Below are 22,463 nucleotides of genomic sequence, written 5' to 3'. Positions count from 1 at the left end.
TGGGGAACTCGTCGCTGGGAAAGGTCAAACGGACAAAATTCTCATCTCCTGTGCGAACGATGTTAAAACTCCCCCACAGCATCAATCAGCAAACAGCCGGAAACGGCGCCTTCGGTGCCGCATTCCCATAGAGGAGCGCCTATCTGCTGAAACGAAAAACGATGGGGATTCGGGCTATACCCCCATCGTTTTTTCGCGCGTCAACATCGTCGTCACCGCCCCGACGACCGTGACAACGACAAGCGAGTGGACAAACGGCACTGAGTCGATGATCATGCTCCCAGCTGAAATAATGCAGGCGTCAATGACAAAAATGATGATCCCGACGTTCCAGTTCGTCCATCTAGCGATAAACTGGGCGAGCAGGTCGGTCCCGCCTGTGCTCGTCTCCTCGCGCAGCATCAAGCCGATGCCCGCGCCGACCAGCACCCCGCCGATGACCGCGCTCAAAAGCGAATCCAACACCACCACGCCGCGCAAAACGGACAATACGTCAATCATCCATGAGGAAAATAAAAGTCCGTGCAAGCTGTTGTAAAAAAACGGGCGGTAGTAAAACCATGCGGCTGCATAAAGCGGAACGCTTAAGACGATCATCGTCAACCCAGCCTGAACGTGCCACACGTATTTGGCGATCAGCCCGAGCCCGATCATCCCCCCATCAAGCAAATGGTGAGGGACTAAAAAGACGTTGATGCCAACGCCAAGAAGCAGACTGCCGACAATCACCGCCGCCATTTTTTTGATCATCACGAAACCCCTCCGCCACGGCTTATCCCAACGAGCCAACATGCCTCCATATATATGTATATAGCGCCCCTTGACAGAGCTTGTCTCTTTTTTGCCGCATCGCGGAGGAAATGGCTAGTCACGGACGAAATACAAAAATAAGAGGCCAGGCCTCTATGCCCAACCTCTTATTTTTGCGCTTTTGTCGTCTCGTCATCGTCGATGATGCCTTTTGTCGCATTCTTAAATTCGCGCAGCGTTTTCCCGGCCGCTTGTCCTAACTCCGGCAGCTTTTTCGGTCCGAAAATGAGCAAAGCGAAAAAGACGATGAGCGCAATTTCTCCAAAGCCGATGTTCATGTTTGTCACTCCAATGTTCAAGCGTCGTTTCTTGAATCATTATACCATAGAAGAACGGACGGTGTCATCGTCTTTCCCTTGACAAAACGGCGACAATTTGCACATCTCTCATTGTTCCTCAAGCAGTCGCACCGGTACGTCTTGTTCGTGTTCCGGCTCATCGGTGAAATAAACGCGAGCCATTTCGCGCTCATCATCGACGTGCTGAATCACCACTTGTTTCCCTTTATACATCACCGGAACGATCTCCCCAGCTTCAGCCATTCGCTTCGCCCGCAACAGTTCCATCTACTCCCCTCCTTTCGCACTGTCCTCCGCCTGCGCCCGCAAGCTTTTCCAAAACAACTCGTCGCTGCAGACGATCTCATGAAGCTCGCCTTCGTCTCCTTTGGCGTTGATGATTTCAAGCAACTGCGTCATATCGCCCATTTCGTGCCGATCGTTTTTCACCGAATCATCCCCTTTCTTTGGCAAACTGATGACAGCGGACATCCCATCGCTTCGTTTCTGCGTTGACTCCCTCAAAAAGAAGGAGTATGATTCGAATTGGTGTGTATAGAAAGGAGGAAACACTATGAAGGAGCGGGACTATTATTTTGACAACGCGAAATGCGCGCTCATGCTCCTCGTCGTGTTTGGCCACTTTCTACGCCCGTACATTGACGGCGTCTTATGGGTGCACAGCTTGTATACGTGGATTTTCTTTTTCCACATGCCAGCGTTCATTTTCATTTCCGGCTATTTCGCCAAAAAATTCCATGAGCACGGCTACTTGCAAAAAATCACGAAAAAATTGCTCATCCCGTACGTTCTGTTCCAGCTGCTGTATTCGATCTACTATTTCTTCCTGTATGACAAACAGTCGCTGGAACTTGACTTATTGACCCCGCATTGGAGTTTATGGTTTTTGCTCAGCCTGTTTAGCTGGAACGTGCTGCTGTTATGGTTCGGCCGGCTGCCAAAGCGGATCGCATTGCCGATGGCGCTTCTTCTCGGCTTGACCGGCGGCATGATGGAAGCGGAAAAATGGCTGAGCTTGTCGCGGACGCTCACGTTTTTCCCGTTCTTTTTGCTTGGATTTTTCTTTCAAAAGTCGGCGATCGAGCGCTTGTTTGCCGCCCCAGTGCGCCTCGTTTCGCTATTCGTGCTTGTTGGCATGTTTTTCGTCATCCATTTCGGGTTTCCGGATTTGCCGCAAGATTGGCTGTACGGCTCGAAATCGTACGATACGCTCGGCGTCTCGGAATCAGCCGGCATTGCGAGCCGCCTCGCCATTTATGGGGCGAGCCTGCTCATGATGTTTGGCTTTCTGTCGCTCATCCCGAGCCGTCGCTTCTCCTTTTCCGTGCTCGGGGCGCGCACGTTTTACATCTATATCTTGCACGGGTTTATTTTAAAATATTTGCACGAGACGCCATTCCCAGACTTTATTATGGATGTGCACGGCTATCCGCTTCTGCTTGCACTGTCGGTTGCCATGATGCTCATCCTTGGAAGCAAGCCGGTCGTCCGGCTCGTGCGGCCGCTGTTGGAATGGCGATGGCCGAACTGGCGGCAGACAACGACCTAGCAGTCAAAAAAGAAGGTGTCCCGAAATATCAACGGGACACCTTTTTCCATTTATGGCGCTTTGCCTACAAGTGGAAACCGACTTTTTCATTCAGCGCGTGCGGGCTGCCCGCACCGCTTCCGCTAAGGCGGCGGCCGCCGCCTTTGGCGACGGAGCCGAAGCGATGGCGCTGATGACGGATACTCCATCCGCCCCGGCTTCCACAACGGTTTTGGCGTTCGCAGCCGTAATGCCGCCAATGGCGACGATTGGAATGGTGATGCCGGCTTCGCGCAAGCGGCGGAGAACATCCGGTCCTTGCGCTTCCTTTGCATCCTCTTTCGAACTGGTCGGGTAAATCGGGCCGACGCCGAGGTAATCGGCGCCCGCCTCAACGGCCGCCATCGCTTCTTCGACGTTGTGCGCTGAGACGCCCAAAATTTTATCGCCGATTTTTTCCCGCACGCGCCGCGCGTCCTCATCGTCTTGACCGACATGGACGCCGTCGGCATCAATGGCGAGGGCCAGCTCGACGTCATCGTTGACGATAAACGGCACCCCATAAGCGCGGCAAAGGTGCTGCAGCTGCCGGGCGAGCTTCTCTTTGTCCGCCCCTTTTAAAGCGCCCGGCCCTTTTTCGCGGAATTGAAACAACGTCACACCGCCGTCAAGCGCTTCTTTCAGCACATCGGCGGCCGGACGTTCGCTGTTTTGGCTTCCCATAATGAAGTAAACAGCCAGCCGCTCCTTCATTTCACCGCTCGCGATGCGCGCCATCGTTCTCACTCTCCGTATTGGCGGTACGCCCAATGGTTCGTCGGCCCATGGCCTTGGCCGATGCCGAGCGGATGGGCAATCGCCGATTGCACAAACGCCTTCGCCGTCGCGACAGCGTCGACAGGATGCCGCCCTTTCGCCAGCTCAGCGGCGATCGCCGCGGCAAATGTACAGCCGGTTCCGTGCGTATGGCGCGTGTCAATTCGCTTGCTTTTAAAATAGGAAAATTCGCTGCCGTTATACAGCAAGTCGACGGTTTCTTCGCCATCATCGTCATGGCCGCCTTTCACGACGACATAGCGGGCGCCCATCCGGTGGAGGAGGCGCGCGGCTTCACGGCGGTCATCCATCGTGCGGATGACAACGCCCGTCAACGCTTCCGCTTCTGGAATGTTCGGTGTAATGACAAGCGCCATCGGCAGCAGCTCTTCTTTCAGCGCGGCCACCGCTTCCTCTTGCAACAGCGGAGCGCCGCCTTTGGCGATCATCACCGGGTCGACGACCAGCCGCTCCCATTTATGTTTTTTCACTTGTTCAGCAACCGTACGAATGATCTCGGCACTAAAGAGCATGCCGGTTTTCACCGCATCCGCGCCTAAATCGGCGGCCACCGATTCGATCTGGGCGGCGACTGCTTCCGCCGACAGCGGAAAGACGCCTTGCACGCCAAGTGTGTTTTGCGCCGTCACCGCCGTGATCGCTGACATGCCAAAGACGCCGAGCTCCTGGAACGTTTTGAGATCGGCTTGGATGCCGGCGCCGCCGCCGCTGTCCGACCCGGCAATCGTCAACGCTTTGTACACCATCGTGTTTCTCCTCCCCTTTTACCGTTGTTCCACCCGGCCATACCGTTTGACATCATCGACGCTTGTATACGCCAACGCGTCCAAAAACGCCGTCTGGAAGCTGCCCGGTCCGCGCTCCCCGGCTTTGGCCGCCGCCTGCTCCGCTGCGACGCCGTAATACACAAGCGCGGCCACCGCCGCTGCCGCCGCATCGCGCTCAACGGCCGCAAACGCTCCGATGACCGATGTCAGCAAGCAGCCCGCTCCGGTCACTTTTGTCAACAACGGATGGCCGTTCTGAATAAGATACGTCGTCTGTCCGTCCGCAACGACGTCCTCTTTTCCAGTAATCACGACAACGGCGCCGAGCTGCTCCGCCGCCCGTTTGGCCAACGCCACTCGATCGCCGCTTCCTCCGCCGGCATCGACTCCTTTAATCGCCCACGCCTCACCAATCATATTGGCGATCTCCGCCGCATTGCCACGGATCACGGCGAGCTTGACTTGTTCCGCGATGCGGCGCGCCGTCTCCGTCCGGTAGCGCGTGGCCCCGGCCCCGACCGGGTCGAAAATGACCGGCACGCCGGCTTCATTGGCCGCCTGGCCGGCGACAAGCATCGCTTCCACCTCTTTGTCATTCAACGTCCCAATATTGAGGACAAGCGCTCCAGCGAGCTTCGCCATCTCGCCCACTTCCTCTTTCGCATACGCCATCACCGGCGAAGCGCCAAGCGCAAGCAGCCCATTTGCCGTAAAATTCGTCACAACGACATTCGTGATATTATGGACGAGCGGATTCTCCTCTCTTACCCGCTCGAGCAGTTCCGCCCATTCATGCCAATTGGCCATTTCCGGTTTCTCCCCTTTCCAAGCCTTTTCGCCGGCCATACACTGACTTTCGCCGTATTTTCGGCCAATGGAATGATCCATTCTCCCCATCCATCAGTCTACTCTTTCTTTTTTTGAATTGCAAGACAAAGAAAAAAGGCGGCCGCCAAAGCGCACCTCCCTTTTTGTCCCATTACGAATGCGTCCATTCGGCCGCCCCTCCCTCTTCGGACGGCGCCGCCGGCGACAGCCGCTGCGGCAGCGGCCAATTCCACAAATCCAAATCGATGATATAGCGCGGCCTCCGTTTCGTTTCTTTGTAAATTTTTCCAATATATTCACCAATCAGCCCGAGCGCCATCAGCTGCAAGCCCCCTAACAGCCAGATGGACGTAATGAGCGACGTCCAACCCGTTTCCGTATGCCCGACCCATTTGAGAAAAAGAAAATAGGCGCCAAACATCAAGCTGACGACAAATGAGAGAAACCCAACGAGCGAAATGAAACGGATCGGGGTGACGCTGAACGACGTCACGCCGTCAAGCGCAAAGGCGATCATTTTTTTCAGCGGATATTTCGTTTTCCCGGCCAGCCGCTCTTTTCGGTCATAATAAACCGTCGCCGACCGAAAGCCCAAAAGTGGAACGATGCCGCGCAAAAACAAGTTCGCTTCCCCGAACTGTTCAAGCGCGTCCACAGCGCGCCGGCTCATAAGGCGATAGTCGGCGTGATTGTAAACGAGATCGACGCCAAACGCCTTCATCAACCGATAAAACCCTTGCGCCGTATGGCGCTTGAACCATGTATCGGCATCGCGCCGCCGGCGCACGCCGTAGACGATGTCATAGCCTTCACGAAACTTTTGCACAAATTCCCGAATCGCCGCTACATCATCTTGCAAATCGGCGTCGATCGAAATGAGGCAATCGGCATGCCTTTTCGCGGCGAACAGCCCAGCAAGCAGCGCGTTTTGGTGGCCGGCGTTATGCGCCAGTTTCAGCCCTTTCACTTCCGGGTGACGCAAACTCGCTTTGTATATGATCTTCCATGTGTCATCACAGCTGCCGTCATCGACGAACAAAAGCGCGCTGTTGGATGAAATGAGCTGCTCTTCAATCAATTGTTCGCGCAACTCCCGTAAGCGGCGGATCGTCTCCGGCAGCACCTCTTCTTCGTTGTAACACGGCACAACAATAGCCAACGTCGGTTCGAACATGTCACCTTCCTCCCTCCGGCACGACTTTGTATAAATAGATGGTCCACGCGGACTCTTTGGAACGGAACACCCGCTCAAGGCGCAAGGCGTTTTCGTCGGCATTTTCAATCGGCAGCGCTGAAAAAATGTAGCGCCCGCCCATGTTATAAAACACGTTTGTGTTCAATTCCAAGCTGCGAATCGTCCGCTTCGAGTTTTTCTGAAACATATACCGCTTGCCGAGCTCATCGACGAACAAATAGCAGCGCCCGCCCCATTCATCGAAATACTCGCGCAGTTTTTTGTTTTTCGCAAGCTCCTTGGCGATGATGCGGCGAAACCGATGCTTGTATTCGAGCGGATAAAAGTTGTTGTACGTATCGAGTGTGTAAAAGCCGTTGTATTGAGCGATCGCCGGGTGGATGCCGATGCTGGCGACACGGTATGTATGCACCGGGCGGCCGATATAGCGGCGAATGGCGGCAAACTGCTTTTCCGCGTAAAACTCGCGAAACGACGGCTTGTCGCGGTAGACGATTTCCTCATTGCATAAAGCAAGCACGACAAGCTGCAAGACAATGGCCGTCGCACCGACCGCCCGCCACCTTCGGCCTTCCTGCCAAAAAATTTTCAGCGCCAGTGCAAACAAGACGTAAATCACCATTGGCCGCAAAAAATGGTAGCGGGCGAAATTGAACTTATCGAGCAAATCAAACCGTTCGGTGAGCGGCAGCCATCCTTTGTAAAACCAAAACGCATACCATGTCGACAGCGCGAAGTTCAACCCGTGCAAAATCAAAAACAGTTTCTCCCGCCGCCAGCTTTTCCGCTTCCATACAATGTACAAGGCAACGAGCGTCACCGGTAAAATGACGAGCCCATGCACGGTCATGACGTGGGTATGGCCGAGCACATAGTTTTTGAACGTCAGCCGGATGACGCGCCAAAGCGGCAGACGGGCGTGGAAATATTCGTCGCGGCTTGTCGGCTCATTGGAAAACAAGAGCGAATGGACAAGCCGGTAATCGACCGCCAAATAGAGCATCGTCATATAGACGATGGCCGCCAAAAACCGCCAATTCCAACCCTTGCCGCGGATGACATCAATGAGCCACCAAATCCCAAGCGCGCTCAAGAAAAAGAAAAATCCAAGCACGAAGCTCGAATAGAGCGGCAAAAGCGTCAACACCGCCCAGTTCACCCATGAACGCTCGCCGCCCCGAATGTTTAAAAACGCCCAAAGCGCAAGCGGCATCCCGAGCGTACTTAACATTCCCGATGGCCAAAACGGCGTCAAGGCAAACGTCAACGAAGAGCCGATGCGAATCCATCCCCAGCGCTCGCCCGGCAGCACATGTTTTCGCAGCAGCAAATACATGCCGATGAACGCCAATACGCGGGTTGCGGCTTGACTGAGCCCATAGGCGTAAATGGATGGAAACAGGGCGTGAAGCCAAACGATGCCGCTGAATTCTGTGCCGAACGCGTTGCGCGGCAGGCCGTTGATGATTTGCGGAATGACGCCATCGACCGGTCCGAACAGCTCACCGCTTCGAGTGAGCACCTTATACCAGGCGATGTTCGAATCCAAATTGTCGTGGACGCGCATATGCGCATCCTCGCCAAGCACAAAATACGGCGACACGTACAAGGCGATGACAACGAAAGAGAAGATCAGGATTCGCTTTTCGATGGCCGGCACCTTTTCTCCCCCTTTCGCCCGGCTCTTGTCTTTCTTTATTGTTCAACCCAACAGGAAAATTATTCATGAGAATGGAAAAAAACGGACCCCTGTCCAAACAAAAAACCGCCGTCGGCCGGATGAAGCCGGATGACGGCGGTTTTCTATTCGTCTATTTACCTTTCGATCAGCCTTTTGCATGCAACACAACGTTGCCAAAAAGCTGGTGATGGAACGAAAAAACGCGCGAACCATGGAGATTTCGCTCTTGAACGCTCTCCCACCTACGCTCACGCGTGGAAGTGTGGGGTCTTCTCGGTTTAGGATGATAAACAACCGCTTTTCCGCGCGTTCGCAACAACGATTTTGCAGAAAGCGCGGTTTTTACCGACCTTACAAACGGCGTCAAGCCGAGAACAGCGCCGCCGGATTGCCGATGAACATTTGCTCAAGCACTTCGTCGCGGATTCCTTCATTTTTCAGCGCGGGGATGATGTTCACAAACAAATGCTCGACATGCCAATTTTTCATCATTTCCGCAAACGGTTCCGGCAGCGTAAACGGACGACCGAGCCAAACGTTGACAGTGTCATGCGACAGCATAATTTGTTTCTCGTACCCATCGCGGAGCAGAGCAAGGAGCGTCCGCACCCGCTCCTCATCGGTCGGCGCGCCGACCATCCCTTGGATGCCGAAGCGGTCAAACGCAATGTAAACGCCGTAAGCAAGCGTCTTTCGATGATAGTCCGGGTCCGTGTTGCCGCACATATGGCCGATGACAATTTTTTTCGGATCGGCGCCGTGCTCAAGCAAATAGGCGGCTTGTTCCGGCCCCATCGTTCCTTCTTGCGTATGGGTGATGATGACCGCGCCCGTCTCTTTTTGCGCGCGGGCGGCGGCGCGGAAGAACATCTTTTCGTACTCGGTGATGCGCCCTTTGCTCGAGGCGAGCTTGATGACACCCGCCTTGATTCCGGTATCGGCAATGCCCTCGGTCAGCTCGGCCATAAACATGTCGTAAATGTCATCTTCTGCTGTTCCGAGAAGCCGGCGGAATTGGAAGTACGGCGGCGCCCCTTCCCCTTCATAATAATAGCCGGTGGCGCAAATAATGTTCAGCCCCGTCTCTTCAGCGACGCGCCGCAAAAACGCCGGGTTGCGCCCGCAATCGTTCGGCGTCGGATCGACAACCGTTTGAATGCCGTGCCGCTTCATCTTTTCCGCCGCCTCGACTGCGACGCGAAGCGCCTCGTCTTCACGGAACGTGCCGCGCGTCACATCGCCTTGAAACCCTGGATAACCGAAGAGGAAATGCTCGTGGATGAGCGTTTTGCCAAGCTGTTCCACCGGCACCGGCCCGCATACCGTTTCTACCATCTCCGCCATCAGTTGTTCACCCCTTTCCCCGCTTTTTCATACTCCTCTTCCTGCAGTTTCCGCCAAAGCAGCTTGCCGCTTGACGTCATCGGCAGCGATGAGCGGAATTCAACGAGGCGCGGATATTTGTACGCCGCCATTTGCGTCTTGGACCATTCAATGATCTCTTCTTCCGTTACTTTGCCGACATACTCGTCATGAAGGACGATAAACGCCTTCACCGTTTCGCCGCGGCGCGGATCCGGCACGCCGACAACGCACGCCTGCTGAACAGCCGGATGTTTGTACAAAAGCGACTCGACTTCGGTCGGCCACACTTTGTATCCAGAAGCGTTGATCATCCGTTTGACGCGGTCGACGATGAAAAAGTAGCCTTCCTCATCCATCCGCCCGATGTCGCCGGTGCGGAAAAACCGCTTGCCGTCGAGCTCGATGAACGCTTCTTCCGTTTCTTTTTCACGCCGGTAATAGCCGCGGAACACTTGCGGGCCACAAACGATGATCTCCCCGACTTCGCCGACGCCAAGCTCCCGCCCCGTCGCCGGGTCGATGATGCGCGCGTCGACGTCAAACGACGGAACGCCGAGACATTGCAATTTCGGCCGGTCCGGCGGATTGAAATGCGTCTGCGAAATCGTCTCCGTCAGCCCGTAGCCTTCAAAATAACGGACGCCGGTGAGCTGGAACAATTTTTCCCCGACCGCTTCCGGAAGCGCCGCTCCGCCGCCGGAAATGCTCGAAAGCGAGGAAATGTCATACCGGCCAAGCGCCGGGTTGGCCAAAAAGTCGATCAGCATCGTGCTGATGTTCACCCAATGCGTGCAGCGGTGCAATTCAATCAGCCGGGCGGCCGCGTCCCGATCCCAGCGCGTCATCAACACCATGGCGGCGCCGGCGAAAATCGGCGTATGCATGCTATGGACCATCCCCGTGACATGGAAAAACGGCAGCGTCGCCAACGCGACCGAATCGCTCGTCACATCGCCCCAGTGGTAGGCGCCGACGATGTTGGCGTTCACCGTCCGGTGCGGGTGGATGCAGCCTTTTGGCACCCCGGTCGTCCCGGATGTGTATGGCAAGACGGCGATGTCATCAACATGGCCGTTGTATGGAAGCGGCGGCAATTGGGCGCCGAGGCAGTCCGCCCATAAAAGAATGCGCTCATCCCCAATGGCCCGCCGCGGCGCCGCCACTTCAGCCGGAAGCGAAACCGGCGATTCATCGGAAGCATAATCAGAATAAGCGGCGACGATGATTTGTTCCAACGCCGTTCGTCCAAGGAGCGGGGCCGCTTTGTCAAGCAGCTCCTGTCCAACGATGGCGACTCTCGTTTCGCAATCATTGACGTAAAAGGAAAGCTCCTCTGAGGTGTTCATCGGATTGATCGGCACGACGATCGCTTCAGCGCGCAAAATGGCATAGTAGGAGATGACAAACTGCGGAGAATTTTGCATGTACAATAGAACGCGGTCGCCCGGTTTGACGGACAGCTTTTGCTGCAAATAGCCGGCCAACGCGTTCACTTCATCGAGCAACTGTTTGTACGAATACACGGCTCCGTAATAGTAAATCGCCGTTTTGTTCGGATAGCGCTTCGCCGTTGTTTCCAAATGGTCGACCAGCGTCGTCTCCGGCACAGCCAGCGTTTTTGAGAGCCGTTTCGGCCAATACGGGTAATGTCTCGTATTCATTCCGTTTTCCTCCTCCTTTTCACGCGATCGTTCACTGCGGCAGCCTCCACGCAAGCAGCATTGGATAGCTTTTTTTACTGACCAGTTGGTATATAGCCGACTATTTTTTATTGTACACGCTTTCATAAATATTTTCAATAATTTTCTGAATATACAAAACAAAAATACACCGCCTACAACAGGCGGCGAGCACGGCGCGGTAGTCGTCCCAAAAGCGCGGCCGATCTGCTTCACGAAGACGTTTCGCCACCTGCTCGGCATAATAGTCAAAATGCTCCGTTTCCTCGTATAATGTTCCGTCCAAATCAAAGACGATCGCTTTGATGTCTGCTCCGTGCATACCGTTTCCCCTTTCTTGGCCCGTCATCATTTGCTTGTTCGTTTTTGGTTGATAGACAAAAGCCAATATGGCAAAATATGATTCTAGAAAAGCTTACCATTATGTTGCAAAGAGGAGGAACACATGATGAGATTCGTGATCCCGCTTGTCCTTTCCTTTGCGCTCGCAGCCAGCTTTTTCTTCGACTCGTTCCGTTCGGCCGAAGCGGCAGCCAAAATCAAAACGTATCCAAACTGCACCGCGCTGAACAAAGAGTATCCAGGGGGCGCGGCCCGCTCCGCCTCTGTCAAAAACAAAGGAGGTGGCAAATTCATTTCCCTCGTCCAATCTCGGTTCGTCGACGACTGCACAAGCCGCCTTTCCTCGCCTCGTTTCACAAGTCGGACCGTCTCCCGCGGAACCCCAAGCCCAATGGCCACTTCTGGGCATACAGGCACAAGCCGAGCAAACTCCCCTAAACGAGAGACAAACGAATTGTGAATGATATCGCCGTTATACCGGCAGGCAGAAAAGCCGAGGCATTCGCTGACCACCACTGTCGGAATGGCGTAGTGCATCCTTTTGTACTCCTTTCTCGTTCCGTCACCTCTCTTTGTTATTGTAACCAATTGAAGATCGACTGTCATGAAGGCCATTTCATTGAGCCAGCCAAAAAATCGGTATAAGTTAGAAGAAGCAATAAACAGCTCCAAATGAAAACAGCGCCCTAAGCGAGTTTCCTGCTTAAGGCGCTTATTCGGCAGCTGCTGCATGGCAGTGCACACGCCCATATACACCATTAAAGAAGACGGCAAGGGCGCCAAATATGGTGTTCCGGCTTTCTTCATCGTCTTTCCTCTCGGCGCGGCGCCTGAATGGCGATTCCTTCGTTTTGCAAGGCTTGATAGAGCCGCTTGGCAAATCGCACCGCCTGTTCATTGTCGCCATGGAGACAGACGGTGTCGGCTTCAATCGCCACGTCCGTCCCTTGCACCGAGCGAACGCGCCGGTCGCGGATCATCATAAGCACTTGCGTGACCGCTTCGTCTTCATCCGCGATGATGGCGCGCGGATCGCTTCTTGGGGTGAGCGAACCGTCCGCCTGATACGTCCGATCGGCGAACACTTCGCTCGCCGTCCGCAAGCCGCAGGCGCGGCCGGCGCGGATGAGTTCGCTTCCCGACAAGCCGTATAAGACAAGCATCGGATCGACATCATGCACCGCTTTGGCGATCGCTTCGGCCAGCGCCGCGTCTTTCGCCGCCATATTGTACAAGGCGCCGTGCGGCTTAACATGCGTCATCACGCCGCCTTCCGCCTTCACAAACGCAGCCAGCGCGCCGATTTGGTAGACTACATAGGCGTATACCTCCTCTGGCGAAACGGCCATGGCGCGCCGTCCGAAGCCAAACAAGTCCGGAAACCCCGGATGGGCGCCGATGGCAACGCCATGCTGGATGGCGAGTTGCACCGTCCGCCGCATGACGAGCGGGTCGCCGGCGTGAAACCCACAGGCGATGTTGACAGAGGTCACGTACGATAAGATTTCTTCCTGCCCAAGCCTATACACCCCAAAGCTTTCGCCGAAATCGCAATTCAAATCAATCGTCCTCACCGTTCTCCCTCCCATTGACGGCGAATGGCCGCAATCCATCGAGCCAGCCGTTGCTGTTGTTCCCGATAAAGCCACATCGCTTCTTCCGGCTCGATCGGCTGAAATTGGATAAAGTCACCCGGACGAGCCTGCGCGAGAATCGGCAAATCCACAGACGCAACCTGGGCGATGCGCGGGTAGCCGCCGGTTGTCTGGCTGTCCGCCATCAATACGATCGGCTGGCCGGATGCCGGGACTTGCACCGTGCCGAAAACGACCGCTTCCGAGACCATCTCCCGCTCGCGCACAAGCGCCAACGCCCGTCCAGAAAGCCGATAGCCGATCCGATCGGACTGCGTCGTCACCTCATAGCGGGCGGCGAAAAACTGGCGGCGGCTCGCCGGCGTAAATTCGTCATACTCCGGACCGGGAACCGCGCGCACCGTTTTCGTTTTCCCACCAATATAGCGGCGGGCGGCCGAAGCAAGACCCCAACGCATCCGGCCGATAACACGACGCCCATGAGTAACGCCGACCGGCAGTGCATCGCCCCGCTGCAACGGGCGGCCTGAAAGCCCGCCAAGCTGGGCTGGAACGTACGTGGAACGACTGCCCATCACGGGCGGGACGTCGATGCCGCCTGATACAGCGATATACGCCCGAAACCCCGTCCGACACACCCCTACTTCGAGCACATCGCCCGATTTGACGATCTCCGGTTTCCAAAGGGAAATCGGCTGCCCATTGAGCGTGCACGGGAAATCGCCGCCGCATACCGCAACGACGGCCTCGACGCGAAACCGAAGCGTCGGTCCGGCCATCGTCGCCTCAAGCACCGCCTCATCACCGTTGTTGCCGACAAGCGCATTAGCCAGGCGATACGCCCACGCATCCATCGCCCCGCCCGCCGGCACGCCGGCATGCCGGTAGCCAAAACGCCCGCCATCTTGCACGGTTGTAAACAACCCAGCCTCGATGACGTCAATCATGTTCCTCGCTCCAACGTGCAAATTCATCAGCCCCAATCGGCTGAAACGCGACGATATCGCCAGCCGCAAGCAAACTTGGCTTCTCTCGGTGCGGGTCAAACAGCTTCAGCGGCGTTCGACCGATCAGTTGCCAGCCGCCCGGCGTCGCAAGCGGGTAGACGCCCGTCTGTCCGCCGGCGATGCCGACCGAACCGGCAGGCACTTTTGTGCGCGGCACCGACCGCCTTGGCGTCGCCAAGCGCGGCGACAGCCCTCCTAAATAGGCAAATCCAGGAGAAAAGCCGATCATATAAACTCGGTAGCGTCCGGCCGAATGGAGCGCTATCACTTCGTCTTCTGTCATCCCATGGAAACGAGCGACATCCGGCAAATCCGGACCGAATTCGCCGCCGTAACAGACGGGAATGACGACCGTCCGCGCCGAACGCCGCACCGCTTGTTCAGACCGCCTGATGTTTTTCCTTAGCCATGCGCCTATGCCGATGTAATCGATCACCAATGGATCATAGTAGATGGTGAGTGACGAAAACGCCGGCACGATCTCCTCGATGCCTTCTTTTCGCTCGGCCTGAAGCCGGGCGGCCGTTTGGTGGACGATATCATTCACGTCCTCGTCAATGCGGTCTGAAAACCGAACCGTCACCGCATATTCGCATAATGGAAACAACGTATACTCCACCGTCATCCCTTCCCCCGAAAGCCGAGTTCGCGCGAAATGTCCATCGCCGCCTGCTTCAATCGCGGAACGATGCGCGCCACATCATCTGGCGAAAAGCGCTGTTCCGGCCCGGCAACGCTCAGCCCGGCAACCGCCGCGCCTTCATGGTTGAAAATCGGCACCGCAACGGCGGCCGAATAGTTTTCCAGCTCAGAATAGCTGACCGTATAGCCGCGGTCCCGGTCTTCTTCCAACAACCGGCACAGCGCTTCTTTGTCGGTCACCGTATGTTTGGCGATTTTGACAAGCTCGACTTGTTCTAAATAACGTTCCCGATCCGCCTTGTCCATAAACGCGAGCAAGACACGAGGGCACGCCCCGGCATACAGAGGGGCGCGCCGCCCGACTTTCGTATAGACGCGCACCGGCTCGGACGTCTCGACTTTTTCAATATACAGCGCCTCATCGCCGTCGCGAATGACAAGATTCACCGCTTCGTTCGTCTCCTCTTTCAGCCGCTTCATCACCGGCAGCGCCGCCCGGCGAATATCGAGCCGCTCGGCGACGAGCGCGCCAAACGTCAAGAAGGCTAAACCGAGCTCATAGTAATCGCCTCGTTTTTGCAAAAAACCAAGGACAACAAGCGACTGCGCCATCCGGTACACCGACGTTTTGGGCATCCGAAGCCGCTCGACCATTTCCGGCAGCGTCAACCGTTCGCAATCGAGAAACAAATCAAGCAGTTCTTTTGTTTTTAAGACCGTTTTATTCATCATTGCCCCTCTGTTCCGAATATTAGAATATTAATTCCAAAATACGAGTTATATATTTTTTATTATTATAATGAAAAGTGGAACAATTTTCTACCACAAAATGAAAAGCGCCCGCTGAACGGACGCCGTTGGATTCAAATCGATAAGCGTTTCAAAAACACATAACTCACTTTTTGATATTCCATTTTTTCCTCATAGAAGCGATGGGCGTCAACCCGCTGCAGGCCGGATGACAGCGAGACAATCCCGTAGCCGTGCTCCTTCGCCCATTCGTGCACATGCGACAGCAACGCTTTTCCATACCCTTTCGAACGTTCGGCTGATGTCGTGACCAAATCGCAAACCCAAATAAAACGGCCGTTATAGAGCGTGATCATCGGCATGAATCCGACAACGGCAACCATTTTGTCCTGATCATATAACGCCGCAAGCTTATACCCTTCTTTTTCTTGCGCTTCACGCACAAGCGCGACATACGTTTCTTCATCCAAATGAGTGCGCAGCTCCCGCATGACCGGAAAAGCGCTTCTTACTTCCTCCTCCGTCTCGAGCCAAACAAATTGCGGCATGACTCCCATCTCCCTTCTTCTATTTCTACATTCATGATATCCATGTTTGTCCAAAAATGGAACTTCCGCCTTTCCGCAACGTTGATCATCGTTTCGAAAGAAGACTCCCGCTTCAAGCGCGTGAAGGGCGCAGCCCAGCGATCAGTGGAAGATTGTCGGCTGATAAACCAACGATTACAGCTGCAGCCGCAAATACGGCCTCAGCGGTAAAGTTTGCGCCCGAACCACATGCCTTATGCGCAGAAGGCTGGGAGAAAGAAAACGCCAGCCGGTTATTCGCAAGCCAGCTGGATCGTTTTCATCCCCCAGCGCCCCTTTCAATGGACCGGTTGATCACGCCAGCGAAGCGAGCACAGCCGGCAAGGCCTCCACAACGTCCGACGCCAATACATCCCAAGGCGAATGACCGTGTTGAACAAGCCAATCAGCAGCCTTTCCATGCACGAACGCCGCATTGCTCACCGCAGGCTGCACCGCCTCGTGCTGCAACAAAAACGCCGCCACGATGCCCGTCAACACGTCACCGCTGCCGCCTTTCGCCAAAGCCGGGTTGCCGGTCGTGTTGACATATTGCGATCCATCCGGCGCCGTAACAATCGTATACGGCCCTTTCAACACGACATACACGCCATATTCCATCGCCAACCGCTTGGATAACCCAAAGCGGTCGTGCTCGACCTCGCGAATGGAGCGACGGACGATGCGCGCCATTTCCCCCGGATGCGGGGTGATCACCGTCGGCGCGCTTCGGCGGCGCACCTGTTCAGCGTAATCATCCCAGAAAAATAGGGCATCGGCATCGAGGATAAGGGGCACCGGCTTTCGCACCAACTCCCCAACAAGACGGCGCACCCCTTCCGTTCTCCCCATGCCTGGACCAACGGCGAGCGCATCGACATCCAGCCCGTTCCAATCGGCCGCGCCGGCAAACGCTCCCCCTTCGGCCGGCCATGGCCTGCACATCGCCTCGGGCATCCGATTGGCAACCGCTTCGTACACTGTTTCTGGAACAGCCATGGTCACAAGTCCGGCCCCGCTTCGCAGCGCTGCCTTGGCGGCGAGCGTCACTGCTCCTGCCATAGCTTTCGATCCGCCGACTACAAGCAGTTTGCCATACGTTCCTTTATGCGAGGACCGCCTCCGCTTTGGCATCGTCCGCATGACATCGCTTCGCTCCCACACGAACCGACGGGCTGCATTCGTTTTGACCACGAGCGGCGGAATGCCGATATCTACAACAGCGAGTTCCCCGTAATAATCGGCCGCTGGGAATGTGTACGCCCCAAGCTTCGGGCATTGAATGGTGAGCGTCATATCCGCGCGAACGGCCGCGGCGACATCACCGCCATCCGCCGGCACCCCGCTTGGCACATCGATTGCATACACAACAGCCCGCGAGCGGTTCAGTTGTTCAATGATTTCTTGATACGGAGAGCGAACCTCGCCTTTCACGCCGATGCCAAGGAGCGCATCAATGATCACGTCGTAGTGCGGCGCACGCATCGCAAACTCTTGTTCATTCCCTTCATACGGAATCCACGAATACCCGGACCGCTCGTACACCTCAAGCGCGGTGCGCGCCGCTCCTTTCACCTTTTCCTTTGGTGGAATGAGCCATACATCGGTTTCGTAGCCGCAGCTTTTCAACATACGGGCAACGACAAACCCATCCCCGCCGTTGTTGCCCGCCCCGGCAAGCACCGCCACCCTATCAGCGCGCGGAATCCGCCCTTTCAGCACCCGAAACAGCGCCTGCCCTGCGTTTTCCATCAACGAATCAGCGCTGATGCCGATCCGCTCCGTCACTTCTCGGTCGATGGCGTACATTTCATCAGATGTTACGACCGGAATCATTCTCCTTCCTCCTCTCTTCTTTTGGCCTTCGTCCCCTTTGGCGCTCCATCTTTTGCACATGTTGGCCATGGGAGAATCAGGCTTTGAGAACGAACCACGATGTCCGATGGAACGGTCTTTATGGAGCGTTCATGAAACGTTTGGCATTCCCTGCCGCGCCTTCCCATCATCAATGTATGATTTAGGGAAGCCTTGCCGGAACAGCCGGCGGCTGCGTCTAGGCGCATTTTCATTGGAGCGGCGTCATCCCTTTATCGCCGTGTTGCTCGCCTTGTCCTACCCGCTTATCCGCTATGCAGAAAAACGACGGCCATCGCCTTCACGATGACCGCCGCCTCGATTACGGCTGCTTGGCGATCACTTGCAGCCCAAACTGCAGGCAATCGTCGCAAATTGCCGCCAGCGGACCTTTGGCCAGCCTTGGTTTTTCTTTGAGACAAAACGAGCAGCGGCCGCCGCCATGCGCCTCTTCTGCCTCCAAGGCCAGCGTTTCCTCAAGTTTTTCCAATGAGAAGACAGCCAACGCCTCGTATACGTTATCAAGCAAATGATCATCAATATAGGCACATTTTCCTTCCCAACGGAGCGCGATGAGTTTCGCCGCCACCGCCATCCCTTCGTAAAACCGGCGCCGATCCTCGTTCTCCCTTTGCTCGGCCATAGCGATCAATTCATCGGCAAAACGCTCAAGCGCCCGAGGCGTGCATTCATCAAGCCACCGTGTTGTTCCGTTTGCCATATCCATTTCCCCTCCCACGTTTCTTTCCCTTTTCAATACGACAAACGGGCGTATTTTCCTTCTTCACTGCGGTAATTCATCAAGAAAACGAGCCCGCAGTTTAGGAGACGGCAGCTGGCAATGATCACGCTTTGGAACGAGACGATGCCGACGATTGGCAATCGCGTCATACATATGATCGCGCAACAGCCGAGGGATGAGAAATCCAGACGCTGCCAGCCAATTCCAAGGCCAAGCAAGACGACGTCCGATGCGCAGGACAGCATCAGATTTTACATAACAGCACCCGTTCTCGATGAGGACGACGCTGTCTCCCGCTGACATCTCCTGCTTGGCTAACAATGCTTGACCAACGGCGCTCTGTTGCGCCGCAAAGCGGAACACCGCCTGGCGGTCGCGGGCGGCGATCCAGTGTGCGCTCGCATGGCAAAACAGGCAATCGCCATCAAATAAGATGACAGGATGCATCACGTTCCCTCCATTGACCGGCTGTCGACCGGCTCGATGCAGGCGATCACGTCGTTTTTCGGCGAGTTGACCAGCGGCGCCACTTCGTACATGCGCATCTCGCTGCTCGGATACGGACGCAGCAACGATTTCAAATACTCGCTGTCGTCTAAACGCGGATCCAGCCAGTCTTCATGCTGCTCGGGAGGCAATATGACCGGCATCCGATCGTGAATGGGGGCGATGAGCTCGTTCGCCCTCGTCGTCATGATCGTGCACGTCTCAAGCGGCCCGCTCGCTCCCTCCCAGCGCTCCCACAGACCGGCAAACCCAAACGGCGCATCCGTTGCAAGCGTAAACCGATACGGCACTTTTTTCGATCCCTCTTTTTTCCACTCATAAAATCCATCGGCTAAAATCAAACAGCGCCGCCGCTTGAACGCATGGTGAAAACTCGCCTTCTCATCGACTGTTTCCGCCCGGGCGTTGATCATTTTGACACCGATGCGATCATCTTTCGCCCAAAACGGCACAAGCCCCCAGCGCATCATTTTGCCGATTCGCTCCCCTTCTTCCACAATGACCGTCAACACCTCCTGGCTCGGGGCGATGTTGAACCGAGGCGCAAGCGAACCTTGATAACGGAAACGAAACAACGCCCGCAATGTTTCCAAATCAACTGTCAACGTAAACCGACCGCACATGGCATTCACTCCTCGATTCGTTGATCAATGCCATCTTCATTCTCTATTTCTTCCATTATAATACAAAAAGCGGCCGAACACGAATCGCAGCCGCCTTACGAAGAAGTTTTTACCAATGAGCGCAAAAACGCCGACACTCTTTCTACATACTCATCGCTGTAGAGAGAAAAACTTTTCACATGATCCGCTTTGTCCGTCAGCCATAGTTGAAACGCATGCGGATGGGTGTTGTACAACTTCACACTTTCTTTGTATGGAATCGAACGGTCGTCTTTGCTGTGGATGAACAAAATCGGCCTCGGCGCGACACGATCGACGGCATGGATGGGCGAAGACACGCCTAGATCCAAATCGGCCAGCGCTGGAACGATCGCCAAAATCAAATACGTAAACGGCACATCGGGCAAGTGCGTCCATACCGGCATATTGGCGCGCAAATACGATTCGAGGTCGCTAAACGGGCTGTCCGCAATCACCCCGCGAACATCACTGTCCTCTGCCGCCGCCAAGATCGATGTCGCCGCTCCCATCGAAACGCCGTATAAGGCAACTGGCTCGCGATAGTGCCGCTTCGCGTAATCGATGACGCCAAGCAGATCGTCTTTCTCTTTGACGCCGATCGTAATCATATCGCCTCCCGACTCGCCGCTCGCGCGAAAATCAAACAAGATGACGCGGTACCCGTCGTCAACAAGCCGCTTGGCGAGCGGCAAAAACGGCACGTTTTTCTGAATCCGGTTGCCGGCATACCCATGGGCAAAAATGACCGTCATCTTCGCCGCTCCTTTAGGCGGAATGATCCAGCCTTCGAGCGCCGTTTTCCCATCTTTGCTTGTAAATGTCGCACTTTCATACGCCATGCCATAGTCTTTCGGCGTCATGGTAACCGGCTCGCGCGGTTTATGCGTCAGCTGCCAGCCGACATAAACGGACAAACCGACGCAGGCGAGCAACCCCAAAATGACAACGCCAATGGCCGCAGAAATCCAAACGCGCCGTTTTGTCCGGCGCGGCGTGCGCACCACTTCCATGTCCGTTTTCCCCTTCCTTTCTTTCATCCTACTTGTTGAATTGCTCATTTGGCAGTCAAAAAAAGAGATGTCCGCCAAAAACGAACATCCCTTTCGCCCATGGCCCGCTTCATGCCGCCAACTTACGAATGCGCGAGCGGCGCAGACGCTCCTTTACATCTGACGATCAAGTCAAACTCGCGCACCGACGTCATGCGTTCATCGACGAGCCCGCGCTCCCAAACATGGCGCAAAAACAGCTCAGCGATCAACCTGTTCCGTTCGTCTTCTTGCCCGCGTTCAAGGGCGATGATGCTCAAATACAGATCGCACATCCGATTGGCGATCGCTTTCGCGTGGAACGTCTGGACCTCTTCCGACTGGCCGTTAAGACGCGCCAGTGCTGCCCCCCATTCCTTAAGCCCTTCTTCGACCGGGCGGGCGAGCGGCTTCACGTCAGCTGCCAAACGCTCAAGGCGCTCCTGCATCTCGGCGGCAAACCGTTCGTGGATGCGATATTTGCGCATCAACCGCAGCACCTCGAGCGCCAAAATGTTCGCCGTCCCCTCCCAAACCGTCAGCACTTGCGCATCGCGCAACAGGCGTGGCGTGACAAAATCTTCAATATACCCGTTGCCTCCATGCATTTCAATCGCCTCATGGCTGAACGCGATTGCCTCTTCGGCGGTGCGCATCTTAAGGAGCGCAATCAGCAGCCTGAGCCATGCTTTCTCCGCCTCGCTCGCTTCATGCGGCGCGGCCATGACGCGGTCAAACAAGGCGATCATGTCAAAGCAGGCGCTCGTTTCCACTTCCTGTCTCGCCGTCAAATTGGCAAGCGTCTCGCGCACCATCGAGTAATCCGTCAAGACATGGCCAAAGGCAGTGCGTCGCTCAGCGTATTGTTTCGCCTCTTCAAGCGCCCGCTTCATGATGCCGACGGAAGCAACCGCATTGCAGACGCGCGAGAGATTAAGCGCTTCCATCATATAGTAGAAGCCTTTCCGCGGATCGCCGACCACATACGCCTCGGCCCCGTCAAACACGACTTCGGCCGACGGCACGGCGCGCACTCCTAACTTATCTTTCAGGCGGCGAATCGAGATGCCGTTTAACGTCCCATCTTCTTTGCGCCACGGGACAAGGAACAAGCTCAGCCCTTTCGTCCCCGGCCCGCTCCCGTCGATGCGCGCCAATACGAGCGCCACGCCGCAGCGGCCGGCATTGCTGGCAAAATATTTTTCCCCATATAGTTTATAATGGTCGCCGCACGGCACAGCACGCACCGCGTTGGCGCCAACGTCCGACCCGCCTTGGCGCTCGGTTAAAAACGTCGCCCCTTCATACAGTTCGACCTCACCGGTGGAAGTGACATGGGGCAAGTACCGTGCTTTTAACTCGTCGTCGGCGAAATGTTCAAGCACATAGGCGGTTGCCATCGTCAGCGTCACCGGACAATAAAACCCGGGCTCAGCTTGGGATAAAATGTACCCTTGGGCGTACGAATACATGTAGTTTCCTTTTCTTCCAAGCTCGGGAATCGGTTTGTGCACATAACCGACAATGCCCGTTTCGTACGTCTGTTTTGCCGTCTGCACGTATCCTTCATTTACCCATACTTCGGAAATGTCGTTCCCAAACCGGTCGTACTTGATGAGGCGCGGCTGCCCTTCGCGGTCGGTGTGCACGGCGCGGCGGTCGACGTCCGTCAAGCAAAATTCGTAAAACGACGCGAGCTTTTCTTCCGCATACCGATACAATTCGTCATCCAAATGCCGTTTCAAATTCGCCAGCAAATTCGGATCGACTTCATAAAGCGGTTTCATCGTCTCTCCC

At 55.5% G+C, this 22,463-nt stretch carries 25 protein-coding genes and 2 pseudogenes; 3 read left to right on the top strand and 24 right to left on the bottom strand.

Annotated features, from left to right (window positions below; all coding sequences use genetic code 11):
- Positions 1-174 precede the first annotated feature (174 nt).
- From DI44_RS08945 to DI44_RS08960, 4 genes are all read right to left on the bottom strand, one after another.
- On the bottom strand, positions 175-750 hold the full coding sequence (locus DI44_RS08945) for a YitT family protein (RefSeq protein WP_033025253.1): 576 nt from the start codon (positions 748-750) through the stop codon (positions 175-177).
- Between the two features lie 167 nt (positions 751-917).
- The gene (locus tag DI44_RS08950) at positions 918-1,088 is read right to left on the bottom strand and encodes a twin-arginine translocase TatA/TatE family subunit (protein WP_011231011.1); all 171 of its coding nucleotides are present in this window, start codon (positions 1,086-1,088) and stop codon (positions 918-920) included.
- Positions 1,089-1,196: 108 nt separating this feature from the next.
- On the bottom strand, positions 1,197-1,376 hold the full coding sequence (locus tag DI44_RS08955) for an H-type small acid-soluble spore protein (RefSeq protein WP_011231010.1): 180 nt from the start codon (positions 1,374-1,376) through the stop codon (positions 1,197-1,199).
- Positions 1,377-1,538, bottom strand: coding sequence for a hypothetical protein (locus DI44_RS08960; protein ID WP_227456639.1), 162 nt, complete (start codon positions 1,536-1,538; stop codon positions 1,377-1,379).
- Positions 1,539-1,662: 124 nt separating this feature from the next.
- Between DI44_RS08960 and DI44_RS08965 the strand changes: the two genes are divergently transcribed.
- Entirely contained in the window at positions 1,663-2,658 is a 996-nt protein-coding gene (locus DI44_RS08965; protein ID WP_033025249.1) for an acyltransferase family protein, read from the top strand.
- Positions 2,659-2,748: 90 nt separating this feature from the next.
- Here the strand turns inward: DI44_RS08965 and thiE are convergent, their stop codons facing one another.
- From thiE to DI44_RS08990, 5 genes are all read right to left on the bottom strand, one after another.
- The gene (gene thiE, locus DI44_RS08970; RefSeq protein WP_033025248.1) at positions 2,749-3,414 is read right to left on the bottom strand and encodes a thiamine phosphate synthase; all 666 of its coding nucleotides are present in this window, start codon (positions 3,412-3,414) and stop codon (positions 2,749-2,751) included.
- Positions 3,415-3,419: 5 nt separating this feature from the next.
- Complete coding sequence (gene thiD, locus DI44_RS08975) at positions 3,420-4,220, bottom strand: bifunctional hydroxymethylpyrimidine kinase/phosphomethylpyrimidine kinase (protein WP_013145494.1); 801 nt, start codon at positions 4,218-4,220, stop codon at positions 3,420-3,422.
- 18 nt (positions 4,221-4,238) lie between these two features.
- Positions 4,239-5,048: a hydroxyethylthiazole kinase gene (gene thiM / locus DI44_RS08980; RefSeq protein WP_033025314.1), complete on the bottom strand. Its 810-nt coding sequence runs from the start codon at positions 5,046-5,048 to the stop codon at positions 4,239-4,241.
- A 172-nt stretch (positions 5,049-5,220) separates the two neighbouring features.
- On the bottom strand, positions 5,221-6,243 hold the full coding sequence (locus DI44_RS08985; RefSeq protein ID WP_033025247.1) for a glycosyltransferase family 2 protein: 1,023 nt from the start codon (positions 6,241-6,243) through the stop codon (positions 5,221-5,223).
- Between the two features lies 1 nt (position 6,244).
- A complete protein-coding gene (locus tag DI44_RS08990; RefSeq protein WP_033025246.1) occupies positions 6,245-7,924 on the bottom strand; it encodes a DUF6044 family protein in 1,680 nt (559 codons plus the stop codon).
- A gap of 65 nt (positions 7,925-7,989) precedes the next feature.
- On the opposite strand from DI44_RS08990, the gene DI44_RS18985 reads away from it, so the two are divergent.
- Positions 7,990-8,133 carry a hypothetical protein gene (locus tag DI44_RS18985; protein ID WP_157832557.1) on the top strand — a complete coding sequence of 48 codons (144 nt, stop codon included), beginning with the start codon at positions 7,990-7,992 and terminating at the stop codon, positions 8,131-8,133.
- A gap of 175 nt (positions 8,134-8,308) precedes the next feature.
- Here DI44_RS18985 and DI44_RS08995 read toward each other — a convergent pair whose 3' ends face one another.
- The 3 genes from DI44_RS08995 to DI44_RS09005 all read right to left on the bottom strand — a co-directional run bounded on the left by DI44_RS08995 (position 8,309) and on the right by DI44_RS09005 (position 11,311).
- Entirely contained in the window at positions 8,309-9,289 is a 981-nt protein-coding gene (locus DI44_RS08995; protein ID WP_021322572.1) for a phosphotriesterase-related protein, read from the bottom strand.
- Entirely contained in the window at positions 9,289-10,971 is a 1,683-nt protein-coding gene (locus DI44_RS09000) for a long-chain fatty acid--CoA ligase (RefSeq protein ID WP_011231001.1), read from the bottom strand. Before DI44_RS09000 ends, DI44_RS08995 begins: the two co-directional genes overlap by 1 nt.
- Positions 10,972-11,071: 100 nt before the next feature.
- A complete protein-coding gene (locus DI44_RS09005; protein ID WP_011231000.1) occupies positions 11,072-11,311 on the bottom strand; it encodes a hypothetical protein in 240 nt (79 codons plus the stop codon).
- Positions 11,312-11,437: 126 nt separating this feature from the next.
- Between DI44_RS09005 and DI44_RS19440 the strand changes: the two are divergent.
- A pseudogene (locus DI44_RS19440) lies at positions 11,438-11,614 on the top strand (hypothetical protein); the annotation flags it as partial.
- A gap of 14 nt (positions 11,615-11,628) precedes the next feature.
- On the opposite strand, the pseudogene DI44_RS19435 reads toward DI44_RS19440, so the two are convergent.
- The 12 genes and pseudogenes from DI44_RS19435 to DI44_RS09070 all read right to left on the bottom strand — a co-directional run.
- A pseudogene (locus tag DI44_RS19435) lies at positions 11,629-11,868 on the bottom strand (DUF523 domain-containing protein); the annotation flags it as partial.
- Positions 11,869-12,134: 266 nt separating this feature from the next.
- On the bottom strand, positions 12,135-12,905 hold the full coding sequence (locus tag DI44_RS09015) for a 5-oxoprolinase subunit PxpA (RefSeq protein ID WP_011230998.1): 771 nt from the start codon (positions 12,903-12,905) through the stop codon (positions 12,135-12,137).
- Positions 12,902-13,873 carry a biotin-dependent carboxyltransferase family protein gene (locus tag DI44_RS09020; RefSeq protein ID WP_014195657.1) on the bottom strand — a complete coding sequence of 324 codons (972 nt, stop codon included), beginning with the start codon at positions 13,871-13,873 and terminating at the stop codon, positions 12,902-12,904. Before DI44_RS09020 ends, DI44_RS09015 begins: the two co-directional genes overlap by 4 nt.
- Positions 13,866-14,558, bottom strand: coding sequence for a 5-oxoprolinase subunit PxpB (pxpB, locus tag DI44_RS09025; RefSeq protein WP_013145505.1), 693 nt, complete (start codon positions 14,556-14,558; stop codon positions 13,866-13,868). The genes DI44_RS09020 and pxpB overlap by 8 nt, the downstream gene beginning before the upstream one ends.
- On the bottom strand, positions 14,555-15,304 hold the full coding sequence (locus DI44_RS09030) for an IclR family transcriptional regulator (protein ID WP_033025245.1): 750 nt from the start codon (positions 15,302-15,304) through the stop codon (positions 14,555-14,557). The genes pxpB and DI44_RS09030 overlap by 4 nt, the downstream gene beginning before the upstream one ends.
- A 134-nt stretch (positions 15,305-15,438) precedes the next feature.
- Positions 15,439-15,927, bottom strand: a complete 489-nt coding sequence (locus DI44_RS09035; RefSeq protein WP_119877459.1) for a GNAT family N-acetyltransferase — start codon at positions 15,925-15,927, stop codon at positions 15,439-15,441.
- A gap of 279 nt (positions 15,928-16,206) precedes the next feature.
- Entirely contained in the window at positions 16,207-17,727 is a 1,521-nt protein-coding gene (locus DI44_RS09040) for a bifunctional ADP-dependent NAD(P)H-hydrate dehydratase/NAD(P)H-hydrate epimerase (RefSeq protein WP_011230993.1), read from the bottom strand.
- Between the two features lie 340 nt (positions 17,728-18,067).
- Positions 18,068-18,466 carry a hypothetical protein gene (locus DI44_RS09050; protein ID WP_021322568.1) on the bottom strand — a complete coding sequence of 133 codons (399 nt, stop codon included), beginning with the start codon at positions 18,464-18,466 and terminating at the stop codon, positions 18,068-18,070.
- A gap of 63 nt (positions 18,467-18,529) precedes the next feature.
- Positions 18,530-18,934 carry a DCC1-like thiol-disulfide oxidoreductase family protein gene (locus DI44_RS09055; protein ID WP_033025242.1) on the bottom strand — a complete coding sequence of 135 codons (405 nt, stop codon included), beginning with the start codon at positions 18,932-18,934 and terminating at the stop codon, positions 18,530-18,532.
- Positions 18,934-19,617, bottom strand: a complete 684-nt coding sequence (locus DI44_RS09060; protein ID WP_011230990.1) for an SOS response-associated peptidase — start codon at positions 19,615-19,617, stop codon at positions 18,934-18,936. The genes DI44_RS09055 and DI44_RS09060 overlap by 1 nt, the downstream gene beginning before the upstream one ends.
- Positions 19,618-19,712: 95 nt before the next feature.
- On the bottom strand, positions 19,713-20,648 hold the full coding sequence (locus DI44_RS09065) for an alpha/beta fold hydrolase (protein ID WP_011230989.1): 936 nt from the start codon (positions 20,646-20,648) through the stop codon (positions 19,713-19,715).
- Positions 20,649-20,770: 122 nt separating this feature from the next.
- Positions 20,771-22,453, bottom strand: a complete 1,683-nt coding sequence (locus DI44_RS09070) for an acyl-CoA dehydrogenase family protein (RefSeq protein WP_033025241.1) — start codon at positions 22,451-22,453, stop codon at positions 20,771-20,773.
- Between the last annotated feature and the right edge of the window lie 10 nt (positions 22,454-22,463).

Source organism: Geobacillus sp. CAMR5420 (genome assembly GCF_000691465.1).
In the GTDB taxonomy this organism is placed as follows: domain Bacteria; phylum Bacillota; class Bacilli; order Bacillales; family Anoxybacillaceae; genus Geobacillus; species Geobacillus thermoleovorans.
Note: the sequence above shows the minus strand (reverse complement) of the source record. Positions and strands in the feature narration are given on the sequence as shown.